Origin of the sequence: Mesorhizobium sp. UC74_2, assembly GCF_042701485.1 — a bacterium.
Taxonomy (GTDB): Bacteria; Pseudomonadota; Alphaproteobacteria; order Rhizobiales; family Rhizobiaceae; genus Mesorhizobium.
Map to the genome: position 1 here is coordinate 2746418 of NZ_CP170562.1, position 22380 is coordinate 2768797.

Consider the following 22380-nt stretch of genomic DNA (forward strand, 5'->3'; position numbering starts at 1 on the left):
AGCAGGCCCTTCCGTTACCCGAGAATCTGGCTGAGGAAGAGCTTGGTGCGCTCGTGGCGCGGATGATCGAAGAACTCGACCGGCGTGTTCTCTTCCACGATCTGGCCCTGATCCATGAAGATCACGCGGTTGGCCACCTTGCGCGCGAAGCCCATCTCGTGCGTCACGCACAGCATCGTCATGCCCTCTTCGGCAAGGCCGACCATCGTCTCCAGAACCTCCTTGATCATTTCCGGATCCAGCGCCGACGTCGGCTCATCGAACAGCATGATGCGCGGGTTCATGCACAGCGAACGTGCGATCGCAACGCGCTGCTGCTGGCCACCCGACAGCTGGCCCGGATATTTGTGCGCCTGCTCGGGGATCTTGACGCGCTTGAGGAAGTGCATGGCGGTCTCCTCCGCCTGCTTCTTCGGGATCTTGCGCACCCAGATCGGCGCCAGCGTGCAGTTCTCCAGGATGGTCAGGTGCGGGAACAGGTTGAAGTGCTGGAACACCATGCCGACCTCGCGGCGCACCTCGTCGATCTTCTTCAGATCGTTGGTCAGTTCCTTGCCGTCGACGATGATCTTGCCCTTCTGGTGTTCTTCCAGACGGTTGATGCAACGGATCATCGTCGATTTGCCCGAGCCAGAAGGACCGCAGATGACGATGCGCTCGCCGCGCATCACCTTCAGGTTGATGTCCTTCAGCACATGGAACTCGCCATACCACTTGTGCATGCCGACGATTTCGCATGCGACCGAACTGTCGGAGATCGGCGGGAGCGAGGTCTGGTCGGTCGTCATATCCGTAAATGCCGTCATGAGGATGCTCAATGGGAAACCGGGCCGCGTCTCTCCAGGAAGTCGGCGAAACGGGCGAAGGAGAAAGACAGCGCAAAGAAGATCGCGCCGATGAAGAGGAAGGTTTCGGCGGCTGGCGAAGGCCATTCCGGGTCGGCGAGTGCCGCCTTGCCGGAGCTGATCAGGTCGAACAATCCCACCACCAGGACAAGGCTGGTGTTCTTGATCATCACGATGATGGTGTTGGCAAGGGCCAGGATCACTACCCTGATCGCTTGCGGCAGGATGACGAGGTACTGCGTTCGCCAGAAAGGCAGACCGAGTGCAGCAGCCGCCTCGTATTGGCCTTTCGGTATAGCCTGAAGACCACCGCGGATGACCTCGGCGAGATAAGCCGCGGCAAAGATGGTCAGCGCAACCAGCGCACGCACGAACTTGTCGGGCAGGAGCGCCTCGGGCAGGAACAGCGGCATCATGATCGAGGCAACGAACAGGATCGAGAGCAGTGGCAGGCCACGCACGGATTCGATCAGCGCGACAGCGCCAATCCTCACCATCGGCATTGCCGAGCGCCTTGCCAGGGCAAGGAGGATGCCGATCGGGAAGGCAGTGCCTATAGCAACGACAGTCAGTATCAATGTTACCGGAAGACCACCCCAGGAAGAGGTTGGCACCTCGACAAGACCGAAGCCACCTCCCATCAGCCAGACGATCAGAGCGAATGCAGCAACCCACAGCATAAGCAACCGAGATGTCCAACTCGCCGGCCGAACAGACCAGCCCAGCAGGGCCACGATCAGCAAACAGACGATCGCAGGGCGCCAGCGTTCGTCGACCGGGTAGATGCCGAAGAGCAACTGTCCGGACTTCGCGTAGACAAAGCTCCAGCAGGCCCCCGTGGCTGTACGGCAGGCGTTGGGATCTGGATCGAACCACACCGCATCGATCACCAGCCAACGCAGCATCGGCGGCACTGTAACGATGAGCAAGGCGCTGAACATCAGCGTGAGAGCGGCGTTGAGCGGCGAGCCCAACAGAAGCCTGGCGAGGCGCTGCAGGGCGCCAAAGCGCAAATTCCGCGGCAAGGTTTCGGGTGGCATGGGAAGGGATACTGTCTTCATGGCTTATCGCTCCACGATGGCGATGCGGCGATTGTACCAATTGGCCGCGCTCGACAGGGTGAGATTCAGAGCGAGATAGACGCCAAGGATGATGAAGACGCCTTCGATCGAATGGCTGGATTTGCTGATAATGGTGTTCATGACGGCGAGGAAATCCGGGTAGCCGACAGCAATGGCCAGGGTCGAGTTCTTGACGACGTTGATGTATTGGCTGTTGAGCGGTGGCACGATTACCCGCAGCATTTGCGGCACGACGATCAGGCGCAATATCTTGCCACGCGGCAGACCGAGCGAGTTGCCGGCATCCCATTGCCCGCGACCAACCGACAAGATGCCGCCGCGGACGATCTCCGCTACAAAGCCTGTGGTGTAGATGGTCAATCCGACGAGGATCGTGCTGAGCTCGGGCGTCAATTCCTTACCTCCTTCGAAGTTCGAGCCGGCAAAGGTTGGCCAGTCGACCACAAAGCGCACATCGGCAAGCCAGAGCCCCGTCAATCCTGCGACCAGAGCAGCAGGCACCATCCATGACCGTGACCTGCCTTTGCCCGTCGCCACCCAGGCCGTGACCAGCAGTAGAGGGGCCGCCAGCACAATGATCAGGCCAGTCGTGCCGGCATCGAAGCCAATGGCGGGCACCACGAAACCGCGCATGGATGCGTAAACGCCCGGCAGCGGGTTGAGCGCTTCGCCAACTGGCGGCAGCACTTTCCACCACAGGGAGTAGAGAAAGATCAGCAGCACGATCGGTGGCGAATTGCGTGCCAGCTCAACCCAGACACGACAAGTCCCCGCGGCCAGAGGGTTGCTGCTCAATCGGGTGATGCCGACGATGAGACCGAGCACGGACGAAAAGAGAATGACCAGGACGGAAATGAACACCGTGTTGGCCAACCCGACCACAATGGCCCAGTAGTAAGGATCGCGCGACTTGTAGGTGAGGATCGCCTCTGAAATGACGATCCTCGATGGCGTCGTCAGAAAATCGAAGCCAATCGGAATCCCCCTCGCCTTCAGATTGTCGAAGGTCGTATCCACCAGCAAGGCAACGAAGGCAACGAAAGCCAGAACCAGAATAGCCTGGATGATGATTGATCGGGTCTTGGCGTCGCTCAGCATTCCGGCCTCGCAGGTTCACAGCGTTCGGAGGTCAAAGGGGGTGTCTTTGTATGGGCTCACTCCCAGGGATAAGGGTAATTGAGACCGCCATCCTTCCAGAGCTTGTTGAGACCGCGATCGACCTTCAACGGGCTGTCCTTGCCGAGATTTCTGTCCCAGATCTCGGCGTAGTTCCCGACCTGCTTGATGACGTTGTAGGCCCACTTGTCGTCCAGCCCGAGCGGCTTGCCAAAACCGGCCTCACCTCCAAGGACGCGCTTGATATCCGGCCCGCCGGAAGCGAGCTTTTCATCGATGTTCTGCGATGTGATGCCGTTGAATTCCGCCCAGAACAGCGCATTCACCGTCCAGCGTACAACGTCGAAGAGCTGATCGTCGCCACGTGCCACGGCAACGCCGTTGGGCTCGGCGCCATGGCCTGCCTTGATGATGTCGTAGTCGTCCGGGTTCTTGGCGACGGAGGCGCGCTGGCCGGCCGCGGCGGTTCCGTCGGTAACGTAGGTGTCGCAGCGACCACCGAAGAAGGCGTCGCGGGCCTGGATGGTCGAGTCGTAGTAGACCTTCTTCATGGTGATGCCATATTCCTCCTCGGTCTCCTCGATGGCCTTTTCGGTCAGCGAACCGCCGCTCTGCAGGCATACCGTCTTGCCGTCCAGTTGCTTGGCATCGGTGATGTTGTCTGACTTACGCACCAGAACGCCATCGGTGTCGTAGAGCGTGATCCACACGAAGCGCACGACCGAGTCGCGGCTGTAGGTGATCGTGGAAGTGCGTGACAGCACGTCGATCTCGCCGGTCTGCAGTGCCGGGAAGCGCTGGCCGGCATTCAGCGGCACGTAGCGGATCTTTTCCTTGTCGCCGAGGATTGCCGTGGCGAAGGCGCGGCAGATGTCGGAATCGAAGCCACGATAGTAACCCTTCTCGTCCGGCCGGGAGAGGCCGGGCACGCCTTGACTTGCTCCGCAGCTCAGATAGTCGCGCTGCTTGATCTTGCCGACCACGCTCTGCGCGCTGGCAGCGTCTGCGCCGGCCACGAGCCCAGCCAGGCCAAACGCCATCACGGCAAACCGTTTGAAGTTTCTCGCAGACATGTCCATTTCCCCTTGTTCTTGTGTTGTCATTGTTCTTCGGCAGCGCTGTCTTGGCTCAGAGCCAAGGCAGGTTGTTTTTTCGCGAACAGCTCGAAAGCCCGCGTAAGGTCGGCCAGAAGATCGCTTGCCGCTTCAAGACCGATCGACAGTCGCCAGACCGGACCGGGCTTCAGCCAGTCGAGACTGCTTCGCCCCCTGCGCGGGTCGTTGACCGCGACCAGCGAGTGCACGCCGCCCCAGCTGGCGCCAAGCTTGAACAGACGCAAGCGGTCGAGCGCTTCGGCCTGAAACGGCGCCAGGTCGGGTCGCAGAACGACCGAAAAAACACCCGCCGCACCCGCGAAATCCCGTTTCCAGACCTCATGCCCCGGATGTGCTGGCTGGGACGGGTGCAATATCTGAACGACTTCGGGGCGGGACGCCAACCAGGCCAGGATTTCTCGCGCCGTGGCGTCGGCCTGTCGCATGCGTACCGGCATGGTCATCAGCCCACGCTCGCACAGCGCGCAGTCGTCCGGTGAAACTCCGTAGCCAAGGAAACGCGCGGTATCTTTCAGGCGCCTGAACAGCGCATCATCACGAACCGCGACGGAACCCATCAACAGGTCGCCATGACCGCCGGCATGTTTGGAGAGAGCCTGCATGGAGATGTCGACGCCATGGTCGAGAGGCCGGAACAGAAGATGCGAGGCCCACGTGTTGTCGGCAGCGACGAGCGCGCCGGCTTTGTGGACCGCAGCGACAATGGCCGGCACATCCTGCACCTCGAAAGTGGCGGAGCCTGGTGACTCTACCCAAACCAGCCGCGTCCTTTCGTCGATGAGCCCAATAAGATCTGCGTCAAGCCGTGGATCGTAGGAAACGGCATCGATCCCCAATGGCCCAAGGAAACGCAAAGCCATGTCGCGCGCCGGTGCGTAGAGGGTCTCCGGCACGAGTACACGCTCCCCTCCCTTGCATGTCGCCATGGTCGCCAAGGTAATGGCCGCCATGCCGGAAGGCACGACGAGCGCGCGACTGCCGCCTTCCAGCGCGGCAATGTGATCCTCCAGCTGGCGGCTCGTCGGCGTGCCGTAAAGTCCGTAGCTGAAACCGTCGTACAGGCGTTCGGTGCGGGTCTGAAAGGCCTCTAGATTGTCGAAGACCACAGTCGACGCGCGCTCGACCGACATGGCCAGCGCCTGGAAAGGCTCCCGCGAGCGCAGCGGAGGATGAATGTGTGCGGTGTCGTCCTGTCGGGTCATGGAGAAACTCTAGTCGACTCACCCATTGCCATCTATGGCCACTTCGATAGAGTCCATCCACTTTTGATATAGGTTTCCCATGAACCTGCGGGATGTCGACGTCTTCAATGCAATCATGATCACAGGAGGTGCCGGGGCAGCCGCAACACTGCTCGACACCTCGCAACCAGCGATCAGCCGCTCGCTCGCCAAGCTGGAGGGCGAACTCGATTTTCGCCTGTTCGACCGCATTCGCGGCAGGCTCGTCCCGACGCGGGAGGGCGAGCTTTTCCATGCCGAAGTCAAAGCCAACCTGGTCGGGCTTGATCGACTGAAGCTGCGTGCCGCCCAGATCAAGGAAGTCGGCACGGGTACGATCCGCGTGGCCAGCCTATCGGCATTGGGGCATGGGCTGGTGCCACGCGCCATCGTTGCTTTCTCGAAGAAGCACCCGCAGGTGCGCATCAGCTATCAGGTCCGCACCTCCCACGTCGTCCGCGATCTTGTGGCGTCCGGCAGTTTCGACATCGGGCTCGCTGCAGACGAAGTGGATACCACAGGCGTTTTGCACAGCGTCTTCACCACGCCACGCGCAGTCTGTGTCATGCCGAAGAACCACCGACTATCTGGCAAATCTGTCGTCACGCCCGCCGATCTCGCGGATGAGGGCTTCCTGGCTCTGTCGCCGGAAGACACGGTGCGGCTGGCAATGGACAAGATCTTCGTCGAACACGGCGTGCGGCCACGCGTCCTCATCGAGACGCCCTATGGCCTCACCATCGCCATCCTCGCCGCGAAGGGCATGGGGGTGGGACTGGTCAATCCCTCCGTCATAGCCGACGGGATGATCGCAGGTATCGTCGCCAGGCCATTCGAGCCGGCTGTCCATTTCCGCGCGCTGATCCTGCGCCCACCGGATGGCATCAATTCGGCGCTTGTCACCGATTTCACCGCGGAACTCTACGCCGCACGCAATGCACTGGGAGACTAGACGCCCGGTCGTTGCCCGACTCTCGACAGCAAGCCACCTTCGACTTCCCGAAAGAGACGAAAGGCACGCTTCAGGCCTGACGCATCGCCGTGCTGCGCAGCGCCCCAAGTGCCACGAGGCAGAGGATCGAGACCGGAAAGACGATCCATGCGAGCATCGACCAACCCCAGGCGTTGTAGACTGCACCGGACATCAGCGAGGCAAACGCCACGGAGCCGAACAGGATCAGGTCGTGGAAGCCCTGGATCGTACCCTTCTCCTCAGGCCGATAGCTTTCCGTCACCATGGCGGTTGCGCCGATGAAGCCGAAATTCCAGCCCAAGCCTAGCAGGATCAGCGTGGTCCAGAATTGCCAGAGCTGGATGCCCGACAAAGCGATCATCGCGCATCCGATCAAGAGCACGAAGCCGACGGCAACGATGCTTGGGGCGCCGAAACGATGGATAAGCCGACCAGTGAAGAAGCTTGGCCCGAACATTGCCATCACGTGCCAGGAGATGCCGAGCGTCGCTTCATCGGAGGAAAAGCCGCAACCGACCATGGCAAGAGGTGCGCCGGTCATGACGAAGGTCATCATCGTGTAGGAGCCGACGGCACAAAAGAGCGCGATGAAGAAGCGCGGCTGGCTGATGATCTCGGCGAGAGACCTGCCGCCATGGGCCGCCGCCTGCTCGGCTTGCGACGGCTTTGGCGTGTTGAGGAAAAACAGGATCGCGCCGCCCACCACCGACAGGACGAGGATCGACGCAAAGGCGCCGGCAAAAGGCACCGGCGCCAGCAGGTCCTTGGTGAAGATCACCACCTGCGGGCCGAGAATTGCCGTGATGATACCGCCCGCCAACACGAAGGAAATGGCACGTGCCTTGAATTCCTGCGGGGCATTGTCGGCAGCGGCAAAGCGGAACTGCTGCACGAAGGCGGCTCCCACCCCTATCACCAGCAGCCCGAACACAAAAATCCAGAAACTCGACTGGAACAGCGCCAGGGTGGCGATCAGTCCGCCCAGCGCGGTGACGACAGTACCGAGGAGAAAGCCGTCGCGATGGCCCAATCGGCGGATCAGCGCGGCCGAAGGCAGCGCACCCACCGCCAGGCCGACCGAGAACCCGGTGAGTGGTGCCGTGGCAAGTGACTTGTCGGGCCCGAGCAGGAATTCGCCAGCCAGCGCGCCGAGCGCGAAGCAGATCGGACCGGCCGATCCCAGCACTGCCTGGGCAGCGGAGAGGATGAAGGCGGTACGGCGCGCCTCGTTTTCAGCGGCGGCCGTCACGGCGCTCATCGCGCGTCCTTTCCCCTGCCCTCGCCGCGCACACGACGCGCCACACGGTCGAGCACCGCATTGACCAGCTTGGGCTCTTCTTCGGAGTAGAAAGCCTTTGCGATGTCAACATATTCCGAGACGATCACCGCAACCGGCACGTCCTCGCGCTTCATCAACTCGTAGACGCCGGCGCGCAGGATGGCGCGCAGCGTGGAATCCAGCCGGGACAGCGGCCAATCTTCGGTCAAGGACTGACGGATAACCGGATCGACCGTCTTCTGGTTCTCGACCACACCGGCCAGGATGGCACGAAACCACTGTGCGTCTGCCTCACGGTACAGGGCGCCGTCGACTTCCTTGCCGAGCCGAAACGCTTCGTATTCAGCGGTGATCTCCAGCAAGCCTGAGCCGGCGACATCCATCTGGTAGAGCGCCTGCACAGCCGCGAGGCGCGCGGCACCCCGCTTGTTGGCCTGGCGCGGAGCAGAATCGGACGGTTCTGTCACGCTGACGCTCCCAGTTTTTCCTTGAGCGCGATCATGGTCAGCGCCGCGCGCGCGGCGAACCCGCCTTTGTCGCCTTCGCTCTTCTTGGCGCGCACCCAAGCCTGTTCCTCGTTTTCGGTGGTCAGGATACCGTTGCCGATCGCAATCGACTCCTGCACCGAAAGGTCCATCAGCGCACGACTCGACTCGTTCGCCACAATGTCGAAATGATAGGTGTCTCCGCGGATGACGGTGCCGAGCGCCACGAAGCCGTCATAGATCTTGCCGCCCTCAGCCATACCGTCGAGCGCGAATGCGATGACGCCCGGGATTTCGAGCGAGCCAGGAACGGTCACCACGTCATAGGTCGCGCCGGCTTCGCCAAGGGCGCTCGCGGCGCCGTCAAGCAACGCGTCCGCGAGATCGTCGTGGAACCGCGCCTCGATGATGAGAAGGTGGGCGTTCTTCCTTGGCCTGATGAACGCCTTGCCGTGTTGAGATGTGCCAGCCATGAAGATCTCCGGAATTGTCGGTGACTTAGGCCGAAGCGGCGGCGGGCGCAAGCGACGTTTGAGCATGCCTGCCATCACATGCATTCCCCGACAACCGCGCGTCGATGTCAGCCCCTATTCGGGACACTCCTTTATTGTTTTAGGGATAAAATATAATCTCGTGCCAGAATTGATGACGGACGAAGGTATCCCATGGAAACGGGCGCAGAAAGCTCCGATACCGCAAGGCCACGACGTCCGCGCCTCGATGAGATCGAGACAGCGCGGACGTGGCTGGCGGCCTACATGCCCCGCACGCCGTTGATTCAGCTCGATCTTGGGCTGCCGGATCGGCGCATATTCCTCAAGCTGGAAACACTGTCCCCCATCGGGGCTTTCAAGCTGCGGCCGGCACTGAATGCATTGCTGTCGCGCGACATCAAGACCTTGCGTAGTGGCGTTGCAACGGCAAGCTCGGGTAACATGGCCTATGGCATGGCCTGGGCCGCGCACAGGCTCGGCGTCCCGATGGCCGCCTATATGTATTCAGGAGCACCGCGGGCCAAGATCGACGGCGTCCGCAAACTCGGCGGTGAAGTCCGCTTCATCTCCATGGAAACCTGGTGGCGCTACATCATCGACGCCGAACGTCCCGAGCTCGATGAGCTTCTCATCAATCCGGTGACGGATCAGGCCGTGCTGATCGGCAACGGCACGATCGGCCTGGAAATCGTCGAGGATCTACCGGAGGTCGATGTCGTGGTGACACCCTTCGGCGGCGGCAGCCTGACGACGGGCGTTGCCAGTGCGGTCAAGGCGTTGTGCCCAGAGGCGAAGATCATTGCAGCCGAAGATGAACAGGCGGCGCCCGTCACCGCGGCTCTTGCTGCCGGGGGCATTGTGGAGATCGAGACCGTCTTTCGTGAAGAGCATCGGCGGCCCGTCGCTCGTGCCGCAGTTGTGGCCGGTCGTGAACCCGCTGATCGACGGAGCGGTTGCCGTCAGTCTCAACCAGATCGCCGATGCGATGCGGCTCCTGTTCTCGAAAGGCAAGGTTGTGGCGGAGGGCGCGGGCGCTGCTTCTCTGGCGGTCGCCCTTGCCAGCGACCGCATCAAAGGCAACGTGGTGTGCGTCATATCGGGCGGCAACGTCGACGCGGCGGCTTATTCGCAGGTGCTTGCTGGCGCCATTCCGGAGCCGTGAACTGTGAACCACCAGAATGGCTGGGCAACCTGACAGAATGCGATGAGTCATCTCGGTTCTGGACGACTTAGCGCTGTGCCGACCGAACTGACATTACGACTGAAATCGTGTCGCCTGCAGTCAGATCGAGTTTTCGCCTTACCTTGTCCTTCAATGGCAGAAGGTAACCCTCGTTCTTTGGGAACAATGACGAGGAAAACATGAAACCACGGATCGTGGCCTCGACAGGGATCATCCCCCAACCATACGTCACGAACTTCGAGATTTGCCGTATCTCTTCGCCGCAGTGGGGAGGTACCGGCGCAAAGAAAAACGGAGACGGCCCCCGCCAGTGAATTATCTGGGCTTCGAATTGAAACTCAGACATGGCGTTCCCTTTTTTGGGGCCGGAGCCCCTCAAAGCCCCTCTTTTGCAGCCTCGGCCAGTCGCGCCGCGTAGCGCGCCATGGTATCGATCTCGATGTTGATACGATCGCCCACCTGCTGATCCGCCCAGGTCGTCACCTGCAACGAATGATGGATCAAAAGCACGTCGAAGTGCGTGCCTTCCACCTTGTTGACGGTCAGCGAGGTACCATCCAGCGCCACCGAACCCTTGGGCGCAATGAATTTGGCCAGTTCGCGCGGCGCCTCGAGCGTGAAACGCACGGCATCGCCCTCGTCCTCACGTGCCACGACCAGTGCGGTACCATCGACGTGGCCGGACACGATATGGCCGCCCAATTCGTCGCCGATCTTCAATGCCCGCTCCAGATTGATGCGGGTGCCCGCCTTCCAGTCGGACGCGGTGGTGAGCCTCAGCGCCTCTTCCCAGGCCTCGACCTCGAACCAGCGTGCGTTGGACCCCTGTTCCGGCAACGCCGTCACGGTCAGGCACACGCCGCCACAGGAGATCGAGGCACCGATGTCGATGGTCGCTGGGTCGTAGCTGGTATCGATGCGCAGACCGACGCCTTCCTTGCGCGGAGCAACCGCAGCCACAGTGCCAATATCGGTGACTATGCCGGTGAACATCAGAGACTATCCCTTATCCATTCTGCGCAGCGATCCTCGCCGAAGCTCGTCTCGCGCAATTTACGGAATTCGGCCGGAATGCCAGTCGCGTCGATGGGCGAGGCGATTCCATCGGCGCCGATCAACGCCGGCCCGGTGAACAGGATGATCCGATCAACCAGCCCCTCGTCCAGGAAAGCCCTGGCGATCTCCGCGCCACCTTCAACCAGCACGCTCGCCATGCCGAGCGCTGCCAGGTCCTCCATCAGTTCTGGCAATGCGATACGGCCATCGACGGTTTCGGTGCCGATAAAGCGCACTCCGCGCCGTTCCAGTGCTGCCTTGCGCTGAGGATCTGCTTCGGCACAGGCGGCGATGTAGAGCGGTACACGGTCCACCTCGGCCAGCAGCTTGGCTGTTTCCGGCAAACGGATGTGACGATCAAGCAGCACCCGCGCCGGCGAACGCCCCTCCAACCCGGGCAGGCGAACGGTCAAGGCAGGATCGTCCTCGAGTGCCGTGCCGATCCCGATCAGAACCGCGTCCGCTTCCGCACGGATCAGATGCACCTCGCGGCGCGCGGCATCACCGGTGATGGAGATTTGGCCCGCGCCCTTGCGGCCGATCATGCCGTCTGCCGAAAGGGCAAGTTTCAGAATCACTTCCGGACGCTTCCTGAGAGAGCGCATCAGGTAGCCGGCCATCTGCTCGCCGGCCTCTGCGGCCAGTACATGCTCAATCACTTCGACGCCGGCATCACGCAGGATGGCGTAACCCTTGCCTGATACGCGCGGATCCGGATCGCTCGCCGAACCAACCACCCGCTTGATGCCTGCGGCAACCAGTGCGTTGGCACAGGGCGGCGTGCGGCCATGATGGGCGCAAGGTTCGAGCGTCACATAGGCGGTGGCACCTTTGGCGAGCGAGCCCGCCTCGGCCAGAGCCTCGGTTTCGGCATGTGGACGTCCACCAATGGCAGTCACACCGGTGCCAACGATCATCGGACCAGCACCATCGTCCCGCACGATGATGGTGCCAACGGAAGGATTGGTGGCAGTGCGGCCGAGGTTGCGCCGTGACAGCCTGATCGCTGCGGCCATGAACCGGCGGTCGAGAGCCTGCTGTTCTGGGCTGTTATGCGACGTCACGACCTATCCAGCATCCTCGTCGCCCTTCAGTTCGCCAAGCACCTCGTGGAAGTCCTTGGCTTCGCGGAAATTGCGATAGACCGAGGCAAAACGGACATAGGCAACATCGTCCAGCGACTTCAGCGCGTCCATCACCAGGCGGCCAACCTCCGCCGACGGGATTTCGGTCTCGCCCGAGCTTTCCAGCTGACGCACGATACCAGTGACCGCACGGTCGATCCGATCGGGATCGACATTGCGTTTGCGCACCGCGGTCTCGACCGAACGCGCAAGCTTGTCGCGATCGAATGGTACCTTGCGGCCGGATTTCTTGACGACGACGAGGTCACGCAGTTGCACCCGCTCGAACGTGGTGAAGCGACCGCCGCAATCGGGGCAGACGCGGCGGCGGCGGATGGCGGCGCCATCCTCGGCGGGACGCGAATCCTTCACCTGCGTGTCTTCTGACTGGCAATAGGGACAACGCATGGCGGGCCTTGGCTAACGATTCTGATTGGGCGCGAGGCTAGAGTGTTTCCAACAAAGTAGGAAGCGCGGAAGCGGAATCCAACAGCATCCTCATCCGCTAATTTCCCACCCCGAGAAAAGCCGCACGCACGCGCGCATTTCCTTTTGAAGAACTCGCCAATCCCATTCGCGCCTAATGGAGAACATGACAAAACTGGCGGTTCTCATCATGAAAACCGCCAGTTTCTGGAACCGGAATAACTACGTTCTAAAATTTGCGCAGGTGCAATCGCATACGTCCCGGTCGCCTCCGTCGCGATCAGGCGGATGCCCTTCCCCAAGAGGAGGAAGGGCCGAGGTCATCAATCAGCCAGCTTCAGCGCATCGCGGATGGTGAAGAACATATCGGTCTGGTCCGTCAGGCCGGCAAAATTGGCTGCATGCGGACCAAAGGCCGCGACGCGGAGCTGCGCGCCGGTATGTTCCTGGTCGTTTTCATCTTCCGACGTGCCGTAGTTGATGGTGAGGACGGTACCATCCTTGGTGTTCAGAGCCTGAGTGAGACCAGTGGACTTGGTCTCGTTCGGGATGATCTGGCTGGTGTGGGCGTGGTCGGCAGTGACGATGACCAGCGTCTTGCCGTCGGCCTTGGCGAAGTCGAGCGCAACCTGCACGGCTTCGTCGAGATCAACCGTCTCGCCGATCTGGCCGCAAGGATTGGCAGCATGATCCTGCTTGTCGATCGAAGCACCCTCGACCTGCAGGAAGAAGCCCTTTTCATTGGTCTTGAGCAACTCGAGCGCCTTGGTGGTCATCGCAGCCAGCGTCGGCACGGTAGCCGCGCGTTCACTGTTCGGTTCGCAGGTCACCGCGGGCTGATCAATGTTGCCATGGTGAGTGGCCTTCGGGCCCTTCCAGCGCACAGGCATGTTGCCCTCCGAGAACAGGCCAAGCACCGGCTTATCGTTGTTGGCGGCAGTCAGAGCCTTGAGCTCGTCAGCATTGGTCACGATCTGGAAACCGCGCTCCTTAGCCTGGTCGAGCAAGGTCTTGTCCTTCCAGTCCCCGGCCTTGGCGGTCTCGCCGAAGCTCTTTGCGCCACCACCCAGCACGACATCCGCGCGCGTGTTCAGCAACTGCTCGGAAATCGAGCCGAGGCCGCCATTTTCCAGCGCGTTGGTCGGGCACTTTTCGGCAGTCGCGGTCGGGCCGTAGCATTTGCGCTGCGTGACGTGGGCAACCTGCACGGCGGGAGTAGCGTCCTGGATCTCGGCGGTCGAAACGTTGCCCGTGCCGATGCCCGCCGCTTTTGCGAGCTCAATGAGCGTCTTGTGCGGCTTCTCGTGGATATCGACGGAGATGGCGCCATTGTAGGTCTTGGTGCCCGTCGCCCAGGCCGAACCGGAGGCGGCGGAATCGGTGACATAGCTCGGCTTGCCGCTCTTCTTGTCGAGCGCATAGTGCGTGTACTGGCCAGTGACCGGCAGCGCGTCGATGCCCTTGAAGAAACCGCCGGCGCCTTCGGCAACGTTGCGTGCCACGGTGATCTCGGAATCGCCCATGCCGTCGCCGATGAGCAGGATGACGTTCTTCACGTCACCGCCCTGGATGTACTTCTGAAGTTCCGCAGTTGCTTCTCCGGTGAGGCGCCGCGCGCCGCCCTGCTGAGTGATGTCGCCCTTGGCGCCACGCTCAAGAAAAGCATCGGCGGCACCCTGCCCATAGACGGTGCCGGAAACGAGAAGTGCCGAAAACGCTGCCGTGGCCAGCAGCGAGCGCCTGATCAGATTGGTCATGGTCATCCATCCTTCAAAACGATGATAGGGTCCCCCGAGACCCGTCCCCTCACCCGTTTTGTTGGAAAGCCATGACCGGCGGATGACAGCCGGGCAACCGCTGGATGATCATCCCCTGCTCTGCGCTGAAAAGCCGATCCAGGCTGATGCGCAAACCGCAAGTGATGCGGGATCCAAAAACAAAAAGGGACCCACGAGGGGTCCCTGAATGTCTTTCAACAAGTCCGAAGGGCTTAGGCCGCCTCGGTCTCGGTCGCTTCGGCTTCGACACGAGCGCGGTCGGCAGCGCCCTTGGCCGAGGTATCACGGTCAACGAACTCGATGACCGCCATGGCGGCGTTGTCGCCCTTGCGGAAGCCTGCCTTCATGATGCGCAGATAACCGCCGTTGCGCTGCGCATAACGCGGTGCAATCGTGTCGAACAGGCGCTTCACGACCGGCTCATTGCCGATCTGGGCGATGACCTGACGACGGGCGTGCAGGTCGCCGCGCTTGCCGAGCGTGACGAGCTTCTCGACGATCGGACGCAGGTCCTTCGCCTTCGGCAGGGTGGTGACGATCTGCTCGTGCTCAATCAGAGACACGGCGAGGTTGGCGAACATCGACTTGCGGTGGCTTACGCTGCGGGCGAAGCGACGGCCTTTGAAACCGTGGCGCATGGCTCTTTTCCTTCTTCAGTTGTTCAAGAGGCCACGGCCTCTGATGGTTTTCCGCATGACCGTTGGATCAGCGGCTCACGCCGCCGATCCTCGGAATTCATGCTCAATATTGGTCTTCGTAACGCTTTGCGAGGTCTTCGATGTTTTCCGGCGGCCAGTCCGGCACTTCCATACCGAGGTGCAGGCCCATCGCTGCCAGAACTTCCTTGATCTCGTTCAGGGACTTGCGGCCGAAGTTCGGCGTGCGAAGCATTTCCGCTTCCGTCTTCTGGATGAGATCGCCGATGTAGACGATGTTGTCGTTCTTCAGGCAGTTGGCCGAACGCACCGACAGCTCCAGCTCGTCGACCTTCTTGAGGAGCGACGGGTTGAAAGCAAGTTCAGTGACGGCCTCGGCCGCGACTTCCTTCTGCGGCTCGTCGAAGTTGACGAACAGCGAAAGCTGGTCCTGCAGGATGCGAGCAGCGAAAGCCACCGCGTCCTCACCAGTGACCGAACCATCGGTCTCGATGGTCATGGTCAGCTTGTCCTTGTCGAGCTCCTCGCCGTGGCGGGTGTTCTCGACCCTATAGGAGACCTTCTTGACCGGCGAGTAGAGCGAGTCGACCGGGATGAGCCCGATCGGCGCGTCTTCGGCGCGGTTGCGCTCAGCCGGCACATAACCCTTGCCGGTGTCGACGGTGAACTCCATGCGGATCTCCGCGCCCTCGTCGAGGGTGCAGATGACGTGGTCGGGGTTCAGGATCTCGACGTCGCCAACGGTCTGGATGTCACCAGCCGTGACGGCACCCGGACCCTGCTTGCGCACGACCATGCGCTTGGGACCATCGCCTTCCATCTTGATGGCGATTTCCTTGATGTTCAGCACGATGTCGGTGACGTCCTCGCGCACACCGCCGATGGACGAGAATTCATGCAACACGCCATCGATCTGCACGGCGGTAACAGCCGCGCCACGCAGCGACGAAAGCAGCACGCGACGCAGCGCGTTGCCCAAGGTCAGACCGAAACCGCGTTCCAGCGGCTCTGCGATCAGCGTCGTCAGCGTCTTGCCCTTCGACGAGAAGTCGATCTTGTTGGGCTTGATCAGTTCCTGCCAGTTCTTCTGGATCATTTTCTACCCTTCCGTTTCCCCACCACCATCCAATCGTGGCGGGCGACCTGGAAACCATTCGGGAACGCACGAGGCGTTCCCGGTGGCATTCGAAAAGCTATTAGACGCGGCGCTTCTTGCGCGGACGGCAGCCGTTATGCGGGATCGGCGTCACGTCACGGATCGAGGTGATGGTGAAGCCGGCGGCCTGCAAAGCGCGGAGCGCCGACTCACGACCCGAACCTGGACCGCAAACCTCGACTTCGAGCATGCGCATGCCGTGTTCCTGCGCCTTCTTGGCGACGTCTTCGGCGGCCATCTGGGCAGCGAACGGGGTCGACTTGCGCGAACCCTTGAAGCCCTGGGCGCCAGCCGATGACCAGGCAATCGCATTGCCCTGTGCATCGGAAATGGTGATCATGGTGTTGTTGAAGGTCGAGTTGACGTGAGCGACACCCGACGAGATGTTCTTGCGTTCGCGGCGACGGACGCGTGCGGCTTCCTTGGCCATGGTAGTCCTTTCAGTTGATCTCTACACCGCCGTAATGCCAGCGGCTACACCTGGAGGCAGTCGGACGTCGGCAGTCGGCAGCCGTCTTATCCGACTGCCCATTGCCTACTGGCGACTGCCGCCAAATTACTTCTTCTTGCCGGCGATCGCCTTCGCCGGACCCTTGCGGGTGCGGGCGTTGGTGTGGGTACGCTGACCGCGCACCGGCAGCGAACGACGGTGACGCAGGCCGCGGTAGCAGCCGAGGTCCATCAGACGTTTGATGTTCATCGAGACTTCGCGACGCAGGTCACCTTCGACCTGATAGTCACGATCGATCGTCTCGCGGATCTGCAGCACTTCGGCATCGGTCAGCTGGTTGACGCGGCGCTCTGCAGGGATGCCGACCTTGTCGACGATTTCCTGGGCGAACTTCTTGCCAATGCCGTGGATGTACTGAAGCGCGATAACGACGCGCTTGTTGGTCGGAATATTAACGCCGGCTATACGAGCCATGACTTCTCTTTCTCCATTTGGGCCGGACGACAACGTCGAACCGGCGCTTTGCGTGAACCCGCGTCCGGTGGAGGCCGGCCCATGCGGGAGTTCCTGTTCAAAGCGGCTGCCTTGTCCTCACGGACAAGCAAAGCTCATGCCTGATAGGGAGACGGGCCGCCATACTCCAGCAGCCCGGCCCAGTCAAGCTTAATTGTTCATTTCTGGACAGCAGTTGCCAGAATGGTCTCGATCTGCCCGGTTACGGCATCGATGTCGGCCATGCCGTCGACGCCCTTCAGCATGCCTTTGGCATGATAATAACCGATGAGCGGCGCCGTCTTCTTGTAATACTCGCGCAGACGCTCCTCGAAGACTTCGGGATTGTCGTCCTTGCGCACCGGCTGCCCGGCTGCCGCCGCTTCCTGAGCGCGCTTGACGATTCGGCCAACCAGCACCTTGTCGTCAACGACGAGCTCGATGACCGCATCCAGCTTCAGCTTGCGCTCCGCTAGCATCGCCTCGACCGCGTCGGCCTGTGCCAGCGTGCGCGGATAACCGTCCAGGATGAAACCCCTGGCGCAATCGGCCTGGTCTATGCGCTCTGCAACGATGGCGTTGACGATAGCATCGGACACCAGTTCGCCGGCATCCATGACCGCCTTGGCCTTGAGGCCTACCGGTGTCTCCGCCTTGACGGCAGCACGCAGCATGTCTCCGGTGGAGAGCTGCGGAATGCCGTGTTTTTCAACCAGTCGCTGCGCCTGCGTCCCCTTGCCCGCACCTGGCGGGCCAAGCAATATCAACCTCATCTACCCCTCTTACCTCCGCGCAGCTTCGACTTCTTGATCAGACCCTCGTACTGATGCGCGATCAGATGACCCTGAATCTGCGCAACGGTGTCGAGCGTTACACTGACCACGATCAGAAGCGAAGTGCCACCAAGGTAGAACGGTACGCCAGTCGCCGAAATCAGGAATTCCGGCATCAAGCAGATGACAACCAGATAGATGGCGCCGATCACCGTGATGCGGGTAAGCACGTAGTCGATATACTCGGCAGTCCGCTCTCCCGGACGGTAACCGGGGATAAGCCGGAATGCTTCTTCAACTGGTCGGCCGTGTCCTTCGGATTGAAGACGATCGCCGTATAGAAGAACGCGAAGAACACGATCATGGCAGCATAGAACGCCATGTAGAGCGGCTGGCCGTGACCGAGCGACGCCAGAACGGTGTTCGCCCAGGCCGGCAGGTTGGTCGTGCTCGAGAAACCGGCAACGGTCGCCGGCAGAAGCAGCAGCGAGGACGCGAAGATCGGCGGGATAACGCCCGACGTGTTGAGCTTCAGCGGCAGGTGCGACGTATCGCCCTGGAACATGCGGTTGCCGACCTGGCGCTTCGGATACTGGATCAGGAGCCGGCGCTGGGCACGCTCGAAGAACACGATCAGCGCGATGACCACGACGGCCAGGATGATGATGGCAAGGATAAGCGGGGTCGACAACGCACCGGTGCGGCCGAGCTCCAGCGTGCCGGAAATCGCGCTTGGCAGGCCGGCGACGATACCAGCAAAGATGATCAGTGAAATGCCGTTGCCGATGCCCCGGGCGGTGATCTGCTCGCCCAGCCACATCAGGAACATGGTGCCGCCCACCAGAGTAATGACGGTGGAGATGCGGAAGAACATGCCCGGATCAGTGACGATGCCGTTACCGTTCTCAAGCCCTGCCGAGATGCCGTATGCCTGCACGATGGCGAGCAACACGGTGCCATAGCGGGTGTACTGATTGATGATCTTGCGGCCCTGCTCGCCTTCCTTCTTCAGCGCTTCGAGCGACGGAATGACCGACGTCATCAGCTGCATGATGATGGAAGCGGAGATGTAGGGCATGATGCCCAGCGCGAAGATCGCCATACGCTGCACAGCGCCGCCGGCGAACATGTTGAACATGCCCAGCACGCCCTTGGACTGCGACTGGAAAGCCTGCGAGAACGCGGCCGGATCGATGCCTGGAAGCGGGATGTAAGTGCCAAGGCGATACACGAGGAGAGCGCCGATCGTAAACCAGATGCGCTTCTTGAGATCCTCGGCCTTGGCGAAAGCCGCGAAATTGAGATTGGACGCCAGTTGTTCAGCAGCCGAAGCCATGGAAATTTCTCCGCCAGATGACGCGGGAGCGCCCGCTTCGGGCAGCGCCTATCACCGAGCACCGGACATAGGCTCGGCCATGCCAAGATGCAAGCGGCCGCGTCGAGCGCGGCCACTTGTCTAAGATATTATTCGGCAGATGCCTTTTCTGGCAGCTTCACCGAACCGCCGGCCTTCTCGATCTTCTCGATGGCGGCCTTGGAGGCGCCGGCCACGTCGAAGGAGAGCTTGGCCTTCAGTTCACCGTCCGAAAGAACGCGCACGCCGTCCTTGAGGCGGCGAATGACGCCGGCCTTGACGAGCGCCTCACCGGTCACGGTCTCCTTGGCGTCAAGCTTCTTGGCATCGATCGCCGTCTGGATACGGGCGAGCGACACAGTGGCGAAGCTCTTGGCGAAGATGTTGTTGAAGCCGCGCTTCGGCAGACGACGATAGAGTGGCATCTGGCCACCCTCGAAGCCGTTGATGGCAACGCCGGAACGGGCCTTCTGACCCTTCACGCCGCGGCCGGCAGTCTTGCCCGAGCCCGAGCCGATGCCGCGTCCGAGACGCTTGCGAGCCTTGGTCGCACCGTCCTTGTCACGCAGGTCGTTGAGTTTCATTTTTCTTCTCCTGCGGCTTACTTCTCGTCCACAACGCGGACGAGATGCTGGACGGCCGCAATCATGCCGCGCACGGAAGGCGTATCTTCCAGCGTGCTCTTGCGGTGCATCTTGTTGAGGCCGAGGCCGACCAGCGTCGCGCGCTGTTCCTTCGGCCGACGGATCGGCGAACCGATCTGCTCAACGGTGACAGTCTTGGTAGCTTTCTTGGCCATGTTGGTGGTCCCTCTAAGCTATCGACTATTCATCAGCCGCAACGGCATTGCCGCGGCGAGCCTGAAGGGTCGAATACTTGATGCCACGCGCAGCAGCCACATCCTTCGGATGCATCTGGCGCTTCAGGGCGTCGAAGGTCGCGCGAACCATGTTGTACGGGTTCGACGAGCCCATCGACTTCGCGACGACGTCGTGCATGCCGAGCGTCTCGAAGACAGCGCGCATCGGACCACCGGCGATGATACCGGTACCCTGCTTGGCGGTGCGCAGCAGAACGCGGCCAGCGCCCCAACGTCCCTCGACGTCGTGATGCAGCGTGCGGCCCGAGCGCAGCGGCACGAAGATCATTTCGCGCTTGGCCGATTCGGTCGCCTTGCGGATCGCCTCAGGCACTTCGCGAGCCTTGCCGTGGCCGAAGCCGACGCGGCCCTTCTGATCGCCGACGACGACGAGAGCGGCGAAGCCAAAGCGACGACCACCCTTCACCACCTTGGCGACGCGGTTGATGTGTACGAGCTTGTCGACGATGCCGTCGTCGCGCTCTTCGCGGTCACGGCCACGTTCGCGGCCGCCTTCCCTACGTTCCTGTGCCATATCCTAGTCCTTGTTCTTTTCCGGAAGCACGGGTTGCTGAAATGCCGGCGCCTCTTTTCGAGGTCGCCGGCGGCGAAAAACTTGTGCCTTCTGCACGATCCGTTCCGAAATGTCAGCCCCTTTTTCGAAGCCGGCTTTCGGAAAGGTTCAGGCTTAGAAGTTCAGGCCACCTTCACGGGCGGCTTCGGCCAGCGCCTTGACGCGGCCGTGATAGATGTAGGAGCCACGATCGAACACGACATCCTTGATGCCTGCCTTGACGGCGCGTTCGGCAACGAGCTTGCCAACGGCAGCTGCAGCAGCGGTGTCGGCGCCGGTCTTCTTGGCCGCCTTGAAATCCTTCTCGAGCGTCGAAGCGGCGGCGATGGTGTGGCCGCTGGCGTCGTCGATCACCTGCACATAGATGTTCTTCGAGGTACGGTGCACCGAAAGACGCGGGCGGCCGTTGGCGACTGCCTTGATCTGGCGACGGATACGCGCCGACCGGCGCTGCGTGGCTTCTTTGGTTGCCATGGTCGTAATTCCTGCCTTGTAAGACGGGGGTTGCCCTGTGCGGTAGGTTTTTCTCCTCCCGCGGCAACACCCCGTGGCGTTGCATTTCCTGGATTTGGCCCTGTCCGAACAATCGGTTCAGGGCCAAGCCTATTACTTCTTCTTGCCTTCCTTGCGGACGATCTTCTCGCCAGCATAACGCACGCCCTTGCCCTTGTAGGGTTCTGGGCCGCGATATTCGCGAATCTCGGCCGCAACCTGGCCGACCTGCTGCTTGTCGATGCCCGAAACGGTGATTTCGGTCGGCTTGCCTACAGTGATCGTGATGCCCTGCGGGGTCTCATAAACCACATCATGGGAAAAGCCGAGCGCCAGCTGCAGGTTCTTGCCCTGCATGGCAGCGCGATAACCAACGCCGGTGATCTCGAGCTTCTTTTCGAAGCCGTCCTTCACGCCGGTCAGGATGTTGACGATCTGGGTCCGCGACATACCCCACTTGGAGCGTGCGTCCTTCGACTGGTCGCGCGGCTCGACGGCGATGTGGCCTTCGTCCAGCTTGACCAGAACTTCGTCGTTGACCACGAACTTCAGTTCGCCCTTCGGTCCCTTGGCCGTCACGGTCTGGCCGTTGACGGTTGCGGTTACGCCGGCCGGTACCGAGACGGGCTTTTTACCAATACGAGACATTTTCTCTCGTCCTTCCTATCTCAACTCGCCGATCAGAAGATCTGGCAGAGGACTTCGCCGCCGACGTTCTGCTCGCGTGCTTCGTGATCGGCCATGACGCCTTTCGGGGTCGAAAGGATGGCGATGCCGAGGCCGTTGGCGACCTGCGGGATCGACTTTGCCGAAACGTAGACGCGGCGGCCCGGCTTCGAAACGCGGGAAATTTCGCGCACGACCGGATTGCCGTCGAAATACTTCAGTTCGATCTCGATTTCCGACTTGCCGTTGTCGAAGTCGGTCTGGCTGTAGTCGCGGATATAGCCTTCCGACTTCAGCACGTCGAGAACGCGGGCGCGCAGACGCGAGGCCGGAGTCGACACCGACGACTTCTTGCGGCCGTAGGCGTTGCGGATGCGGGTCAGCATATCGCCGAGAGGATCACTCAATGACATTTCTTGTCCTCCTTACCAGCTCGACTGACCAGGCCCGGGATCTGGCCGGTATTGCCGAGATCGCGAAGCGCGATACGCGAGACCTTGAGCTTGCGATAGAAGGCGCGCGGACGGCCCGTGACTTCGCAGCGGTTACGGATGCGGATCTTGGCCGAGTTGCGCGGCAGGGCCGAGAGCTTCAGCTGGGCGCGGAAACGCTCGTCCATCGGCTTGGACTGATCCATGACGATTTCCTTGAGGGCCTTACGCTTGGCAGCGTACTGGTCCACAAGCTTGCGGCGCCGGTTGTTCTTTTCGACTGAGCTGGTCTTTGCCATT

General features: G+C 61.4%; 26 protein-coding genes and 2 pseudogenes. 2 read left to right on the plus strand and 26 right to left on the minus strand.

Annotated features, from left to right (window positions below):
• Nucleotides 1-14: 14 nt before the first annotated feature.
• Genes ACFJIU_RS13290 through ACFJIU_RS13310 form a run of 5 tightly spaced genes read right to left on the minus strand, consistent with a single transcriptional unit; the run spans nt 15 to nt 5360 of the window.
• The gene (locus ACFJIU_RS13290) at nt 15-788 is read right to left on the minus strand and encodes an amino acid ABC transporter ATP-binding protein (protein WP_129416420.1); all 774 of its coding nucleotides are present in this window, start codon (nt 786-788) and stop codon (nt 15-17) included.
• Between the two features lie 26 nt (nt 789-814).
• Nucleotides 815-1906, minus strand: a complete 1092-nt coding sequence (locus ACFJIU_RS13295; RefSeq protein WP_379072191.1) for an amino acid ABC transporter permease — start codon at nt 1904-1906, stop codon at nt 815-817.
• A gap of 3 nt (nt 1907-1909) precedes the next feature.
• Complete coding sequence (locus tag ACFJIU_RS13300) at nt 1910-3025, minus strand: amino acid ABC transporter permease (protein ID WP_379072193.1); 1116 nt, start codon at nt 3023-3025, stop codon at nt 1910-1912.
• A gap of 56 nt (nt 3026-3081) precedes the next feature.
• Nucleotides 3082-4116, minus strand: coding sequence for a transporter substrate-binding domain-containing protein (locus ACFJIU_RS13305; protein WP_379072195.1), 1035 nt, complete (start codon nt 4114-4116; stop codon nt 3082-3084).
• Nucleotides 4117-4142: 26 nt separating this feature from the next.
• Nucleotides 4143-5360: a trans-sulfuration enzyme family protein gene (locus ACFJIU_RS13310; RefSeq protein WP_379072196.1), complete on the minus strand. Its 1218-nt coding sequence runs from the start codon at nt 5358-5360 to the stop codon at nt 4143-4145.
• A 79-nt stretch (nt 5361-5439) separates the two neighbouring features.
• Between ACFJIU_RS13310 and ACFJIU_RS13315 the strand changes: the two genes are divergently transcribed.
• Nucleotides 5440-6330 (plus strand): LysR substrate-binding domain-containing protein, encoded by an 891-nt coding sequence (locus ACFJIU_RS13315; protein WP_379072198.1) that lies wholly within the window; start codon nt 5440-5442, stop codon nt 6328-6330.
• Between the two features lie 70 nt (nt 6331-6400).
• On the opposite strand, the gene ACFJIU_RS13320 is transcribed toward ACFJIU_RS13315, so the two are convergent.
• Genes ACFJIU_RS13320 through ribH form a run of 3 tightly spaced genes read right to left on the minus strand, consistent with a single transcriptional unit; the run spans nt 6401 to nt 8588 of the window.
• Nucleotides 6401-7609 carry an MFS transporter gene (locus tag ACFJIU_RS13320; protein ID WP_379072199.1) on the minus strand — a complete coding sequence of 403 codons (1209 nt, stop codon included), beginning with the start codon at nt 7607-7609 and terminating at the stop codon, nt 6401-6403.
• Nucleotides 7606-8097 carry a transcription antitermination factor NusB gene (gene nusB, locus ACFJIU_RS13325; RefSeq protein ID WP_054311506.1) on the minus strand — a complete coding sequence of 164 codons (492 nt, stop codon included), beginning with the start codon at nt 8095-8097 and terminating at the stop codon, nt 7606-7608. The genes ACFJIU_RS13320 and nusB overlap by 4 nt, the downstream gene beginning before the upstream one ends.
• Nucleotides 8094-8588, minus strand: coding sequence for a 6,7-dimethyl-8-ribityllumazine synthase (ribH, locus tag ACFJIU_RS13330; protein WP_379072201.1), 495 nt, complete (start codon nt 8586-8588; stop codon nt 8094-8096). Before ribH ends, nusB begins: the two co-directional genes overlap by 4 nt.
• A gap of 285 nt (nt 8589-8873) precedes the next feature.
• Here ribH and ACFJIU_RS13335 point away from each other — a divergent pair.
• Nucleotides 8874-9771, plus strand: a pseudogene (locus ACFJIU_RS13335) (pyridoxal-phosphate dependent enzyme).
• Between the two features lie 67 nt (nt 9772-9838).
• Here the strand turns inward: ACFJIU_RS13335 and ACFJIU_RS13340 are convergent.
• The 18 genes and pseudogenes from ACFJIU_RS13340 to rpsN all read right to left on the minus strand — a co-directional run bounded on the left by ACFJIU_RS13340 (nt 9839) and on the right by rpsN (nt 22379).
• Nucleotides 9839-10138, minus strand: a complete 300-nt coding sequence (locus tag ACFJIU_RS13340; protein WP_379072203.1) for a DUF1905 domain-containing protein — start codon at nt 10136-10138, stop codon at nt 9839-9841.
• A gap of 29 nt (nt 10139-10167) precedes the next feature.
• Complete coding sequence (locus ACFJIU_RS13345) at nt 10168-10785, minus strand: riboflavin synthase (RefSeq protein WP_379072205.1); 618 nt, start codon at nt 10783-10785, stop codon at nt 10168-10170.
• Nucleotides 10785-11864 (minus strand): bifunctional diaminohydroxyphosphoribosylaminopyrimidine deaminase/5-amino-6-(5-phosphoribosylamino)uracil reductase RibD, encoded by a 1080-nt coding sequence (gene ribD, locus ACFJIU_RS13350; RefSeq protein ID WP_379073089.1) that lies wholly within the window; start codon nt 11862-11864, stop codon nt 10785-10787. The genes ACFJIU_RS13345 and ribD overlap by 1 nt, the downstream gene beginning before the upstream one ends.
• Before the next feature lie 51 nt (nt 11865-11915).
• A complete protein-coding gene (gene nrdR, locus ACFJIU_RS13355) occupies nt 11916-12380 on the minus strand; it encodes a transcriptional regulator NrdR (protein ID WP_326895264.1) in 465 nt (154 codons plus the stop codon).
• 341 nt (nt 12381-12721) lie between these two features.
• The gene (gene phoA, locus ACFJIU_RS13360) at nt 12722-14155 is read right to left on the minus strand and encodes an alkaline phosphatase (RefSeq protein ID WP_379072208.1); all 1434 of its coding nucleotides are present in this window, start codon (nt 14153-14155) and stop codon (nt 12722-12724) included.
• A gap of 233 nt (nt 14156-14388) precedes the next feature.
• Nucleotides 14389-14814 carry a 50S ribosomal protein L17 gene (gene rplQ / locus ACFJIU_RS13365; protein WP_129415647.1) on the minus strand — a complete coding sequence of 142 codons (426 nt, stop codon included), beginning with the start codon at nt 14812-14814 and terminating at the stop codon, nt 14389-14391.
• 103 nt (nt 14815-14917) lie between these two features.
• The gene (locus ACFJIU_RS13370) at nt 14918-15928 is read right to left on the minus strand and encodes a DNA-directed RNA polymerase subunit alpha (RefSeq protein WP_379072212.1); all 1011 of its coding nucleotides are present in this window, start codon (nt 15926-15928) and stop codon (nt 14918-14920) included.
• A gap of 100 nt (nt 15929-16028) precedes the next feature.
• Entirely contained in the window at nt 16029-16418 is a 390-nt protein-coding gene (gene rpsK / locus ACFJIU_RS13375; protein WP_024924781.1) for a 30S ribosomal protein S11, read from the minus strand.
• A gap of 126 nt (nt 16419-16544) precedes the next feature.
• The gene (gene rpsM, locus ACFJIU_RS13380; RefSeq protein WP_024924780.1) at nt 16545-16913 is read right to left on the minus strand and encodes a 30S ribosomal protein S13; all 369 of its coding nucleotides are present in this window, start codon (nt 16911-16913) and stop codon (nt 16545-16547) included.
• 197 nt (nt 16914-17110) lie between these two features.
• Nucleotides 17111-17704 carry an adenylate kinase gene (locus tag ACFJIU_RS13385; protein ID WP_379072216.1) on the minus strand — a complete coding sequence of 198 codons (594 nt, stop codon included), beginning with the start codon at nt 17702-17704 and terminating at the stop codon, nt 17111-17113.
• Nucleotides 17701-19040: pseudogene (secY, locus tag ACFJIU_RS13390) on the minus strand (preprotein translocase subunit SecY). Before secY ends, ACFJIU_RS13385 begins: the two are co-directional and overlap by 4 nt.
• Nucleotides 19041-19168: 128 nt before the next feature.
• Nucleotides 19169-19642, minus strand: coding sequence for a 50S ribosomal protein L15 (gene rplO / locus ACFJIU_RS13395; protein WP_129415651.1), 474 nt, complete (start codon nt 19640-19642; stop codon nt 19169-19171).
• A gap of 17 nt (nt 19643-19659) precedes the next feature.
• On the minus strand, nt 19660-19857 hold the full coding sequence (gene rpmD / locus ACFJIU_RS13400; RefSeq protein WP_054311493.1) for a 50S ribosomal protein L30: 198 nt from the start codon (nt 19855-19857) through the stop codon (nt 19660-19662).
• A gap of 25 nt (nt 19858-19882) precedes the next feature.
• Nucleotides 19883-20452: a 30S ribosomal protein S5 gene (gene rpsE / locus ACFJIU_RS13405; protein ID WP_129415652.1), complete on the minus strand. Its 570-nt coding sequence runs from the start codon at nt 20450-20452 to the stop codon at nt 19883-19885.
• A gap of 153 nt (nt 20453-20605) precedes the next feature.
• Complete coding sequence (gene rplR / locus ACFJIU_RS13410; RefSeq protein ID WP_379072220.1) at nt 20606-20965, minus strand: 50S ribosomal protein L18; 360 nt, start codon at nt 20963-20965, stop codon at nt 20606-20608.
• A gap of 132 nt (nt 20966-21097) precedes the next feature.
• On the minus strand, nt 21098-21631 hold the full coding sequence (gene rplF / locus ACFJIU_RS13415; protein WP_379072223.1) for a 50S ribosomal protein L6: 534 nt from the start codon (nt 21629-21631) through the stop codon (nt 21098-21100).
• A 32-nt stretch (nt 21632-21663) separates the two neighbouring features.
• Nucleotides 21664-22062, minus strand: coding sequence for a 30S ribosomal protein S8 (rpsH, locus tag ACFJIU_RS13420; RefSeq protein WP_101934556.1), 399 nt, complete (start codon nt 22060-22062; stop codon nt 21664-21666).
• Entirely contained in the window at nt 22053-22379 is a 327-nt protein-coding gene (gene rpsN / locus ACFJIU_RS13425) for a 30S ribosomal protein S14 (RefSeq protein ID WP_379072226.1), read from the minus strand. The genes rpsH and rpsN overlap by 10 nt, the downstream gene beginning before the upstream one ends.
• Nucleotide 22380: the final 1 nt, after the last annotated feature.

What these genes read in the sequence shown, in the direction of transcription:
- rpsN (WP_379072226.1), bottom strand. Translation starts at nt 22,379, where the DNA reads ATGGCAAAGACCAGCTCAGTCGAAAAGAACAACCGGCGCCGCAAGCTT.
- rpmD (WP_054311493.1), bottom strand. Translation starts at nt 19,857, where the DNA reads ATGGCCAAGAAAGCTACCAAGACTGTCACCGTTGAGCAGATCGGTTCG.
- ACFJIU_RS13315 (WP_379072198.1), top strand. Translation starts at nt 5,440, where the DNA reads ATGAACCTGCGGGATGTCGACGTCTTCAATGCAATCATGATCACAGGA.
- rpsM (WP_024924780.1), bottom strand. Translation starts at nt 16,913, where the DNA reads ATGGCTCGTATAGCCGGCGTTAATATTCCGACCAACAAGCGCGTCGTT.
- ribH (WP_379072201.1), bottom strand. Translation starts at nt 8,588, where the DNA reads ATGGCTGGCACATCTCAACACGGCAAGGCGTTCATCAGGCCAAGGAAG.
- ACFJIU_RS13320 (WP_379072199.1), bottom strand. Translation starts at nt 7,609, where the DNA reads ATGAGCGCCGTGACGGCCGCCGCTGAAAACGAGGCGCGCCGTACCGCC.
- rplR (WP_379072220.1), bottom strand. Translation starts at nt 20,965, where the DNA reads ATGGCAACCAAAGAAGCCACGCAGCGCCGGTCGGCGCGTATCCGTCGC.
- rpsK (WP_024924781.1), bottom strand. Translation starts at nt 16,418, where the DNA reads ATGGCCAAGGAAGCCGCACGCGTCCGTCGCCGCGAACGCAAGAACATC.
- rplQ (WP_129415647.1), bottom strand. Translation starts at nt 14,814, where the DNA reads ATGCGCCACGGTTTCAAAGGCCGTCGCTTCGCCCGCAGCGTAAGCCAC.
- ACFJIU_RS13385 (WP_379072216.1), bottom strand. Translation starts at nt 17,704, where the DNA reads ATGAGGTTGATATTGCTTGGCCCGCCAGGTGCGGGCAAGGGGACGCAG.
- ACFJIU_RS13305 (WP_379072195.1), bottom strand. Translation starts at nt 4,116, where the DNA reads ATGTCTGCGAGAAACTTCAAACGGTTTGCCGTGATGGCGTTTGGCCTG.
- ACFJIU_RS13345 (WP_379072205.1), bottom strand. Translation starts at nt 10,785, where the DNA reads ATGTTCACCGGCATAGTCACCGATATTGGCACTGTGGCTGCGGTTGCT.
- phoA (WP_379072208.1), bottom strand. Translation starts at nt 14,155, where the DNA reads ATGACCAATCTGATCAGGCGCTCGCTGCTGGCCACGGCAGCGTTTTCG.
- ribD (WP_379073089.1), bottom strand. Translation starts at nt 11,864, where the DNA reads ATGGCCGCAGCGATCAGGCTGTCACGGCGCAACCTCGGCCGCACTGCC.
- nrdR (WP_326895264.1), bottom strand. Translation starts at nt 12,380, where the DNA reads ATGCGTTGTCCCTATTGCCAGTCAGAAGACACGCAGGTGAAGGATTCG.
- ACFJIU_RS13310 (WP_379072196.1), bottom strand. Translation starts at nt 5,360, where the DNA reads ATGACCCGACAGGACGACACCGCACACATTCATCCTCCGCTGCGCTCG.
- rplF (WP_379072223.1), bottom strand. Translation starts at nt 21,631, where the DNA reads ATGTCTCGTATTGGTAAAAAGCCCGTCTCGGTACCGGCCGGCGTAACC.
- rpsH (WP_101934556.1), bottom strand. Translation starts at nt 22,062, where the DNA reads ATGTCATTGAGTGATCCTCTCGGCGATATGCTGACCCGCATCCGCAAC.
- ACFJIU_RS13340 (WP_379072203.1), bottom strand. Translation starts at nt 10,138, where the DNA reads ATGTCTGAGTTTCAATTCGAAGCCCAGATAATTCACTGGCGGGGGCCG.
- ACFJIU_RS13290 (WP_129416420.1), bottom strand. Translation starts at nt 788, where the DNA reads ATGACGACCGACCAGACCTCGCTCCCGCCGATCTCCGACAGTTCGGTC.
- rplO (WP_129415651.1), bottom strand. Translation starts at nt 19,642, where the DNA reads ATGAAACTCAACGACCTGCGTGACAAGGACGGTGCGACCAAGGCTCGC.
- rpsE (WP_129415652.1), bottom strand. Translation starts at nt 20,452, where the DNA reads ATGGCACAGGAACGTAGGGAAGGCGGCCGCGAACGTGGCCGTGACCGC.
- ACFJIU_RS13370 (WP_379072212.1), bottom strand. Translation starts at nt 15,928, where the DNA reads ATGATCCAGAAGAACTGGCAGGAACTGATCAAGCCCAACAAGATCGAC.
- ACFJIU_RS13300 (WP_379072193.1), bottom strand. Translation starts at nt 3,025, where the DNA reads ATGCTGAGCGACGCCAAGACCCGATCAATCATCATCCAGGCTATTCTG.
- ACFJIU_RS13295 (WP_379072191.1), bottom strand. Translation starts at nt 1,906, where the DNA reads ATGAAGACAGTATCCCTTCCCATGCCACCCGAAACCTTGCCGCGGAAT.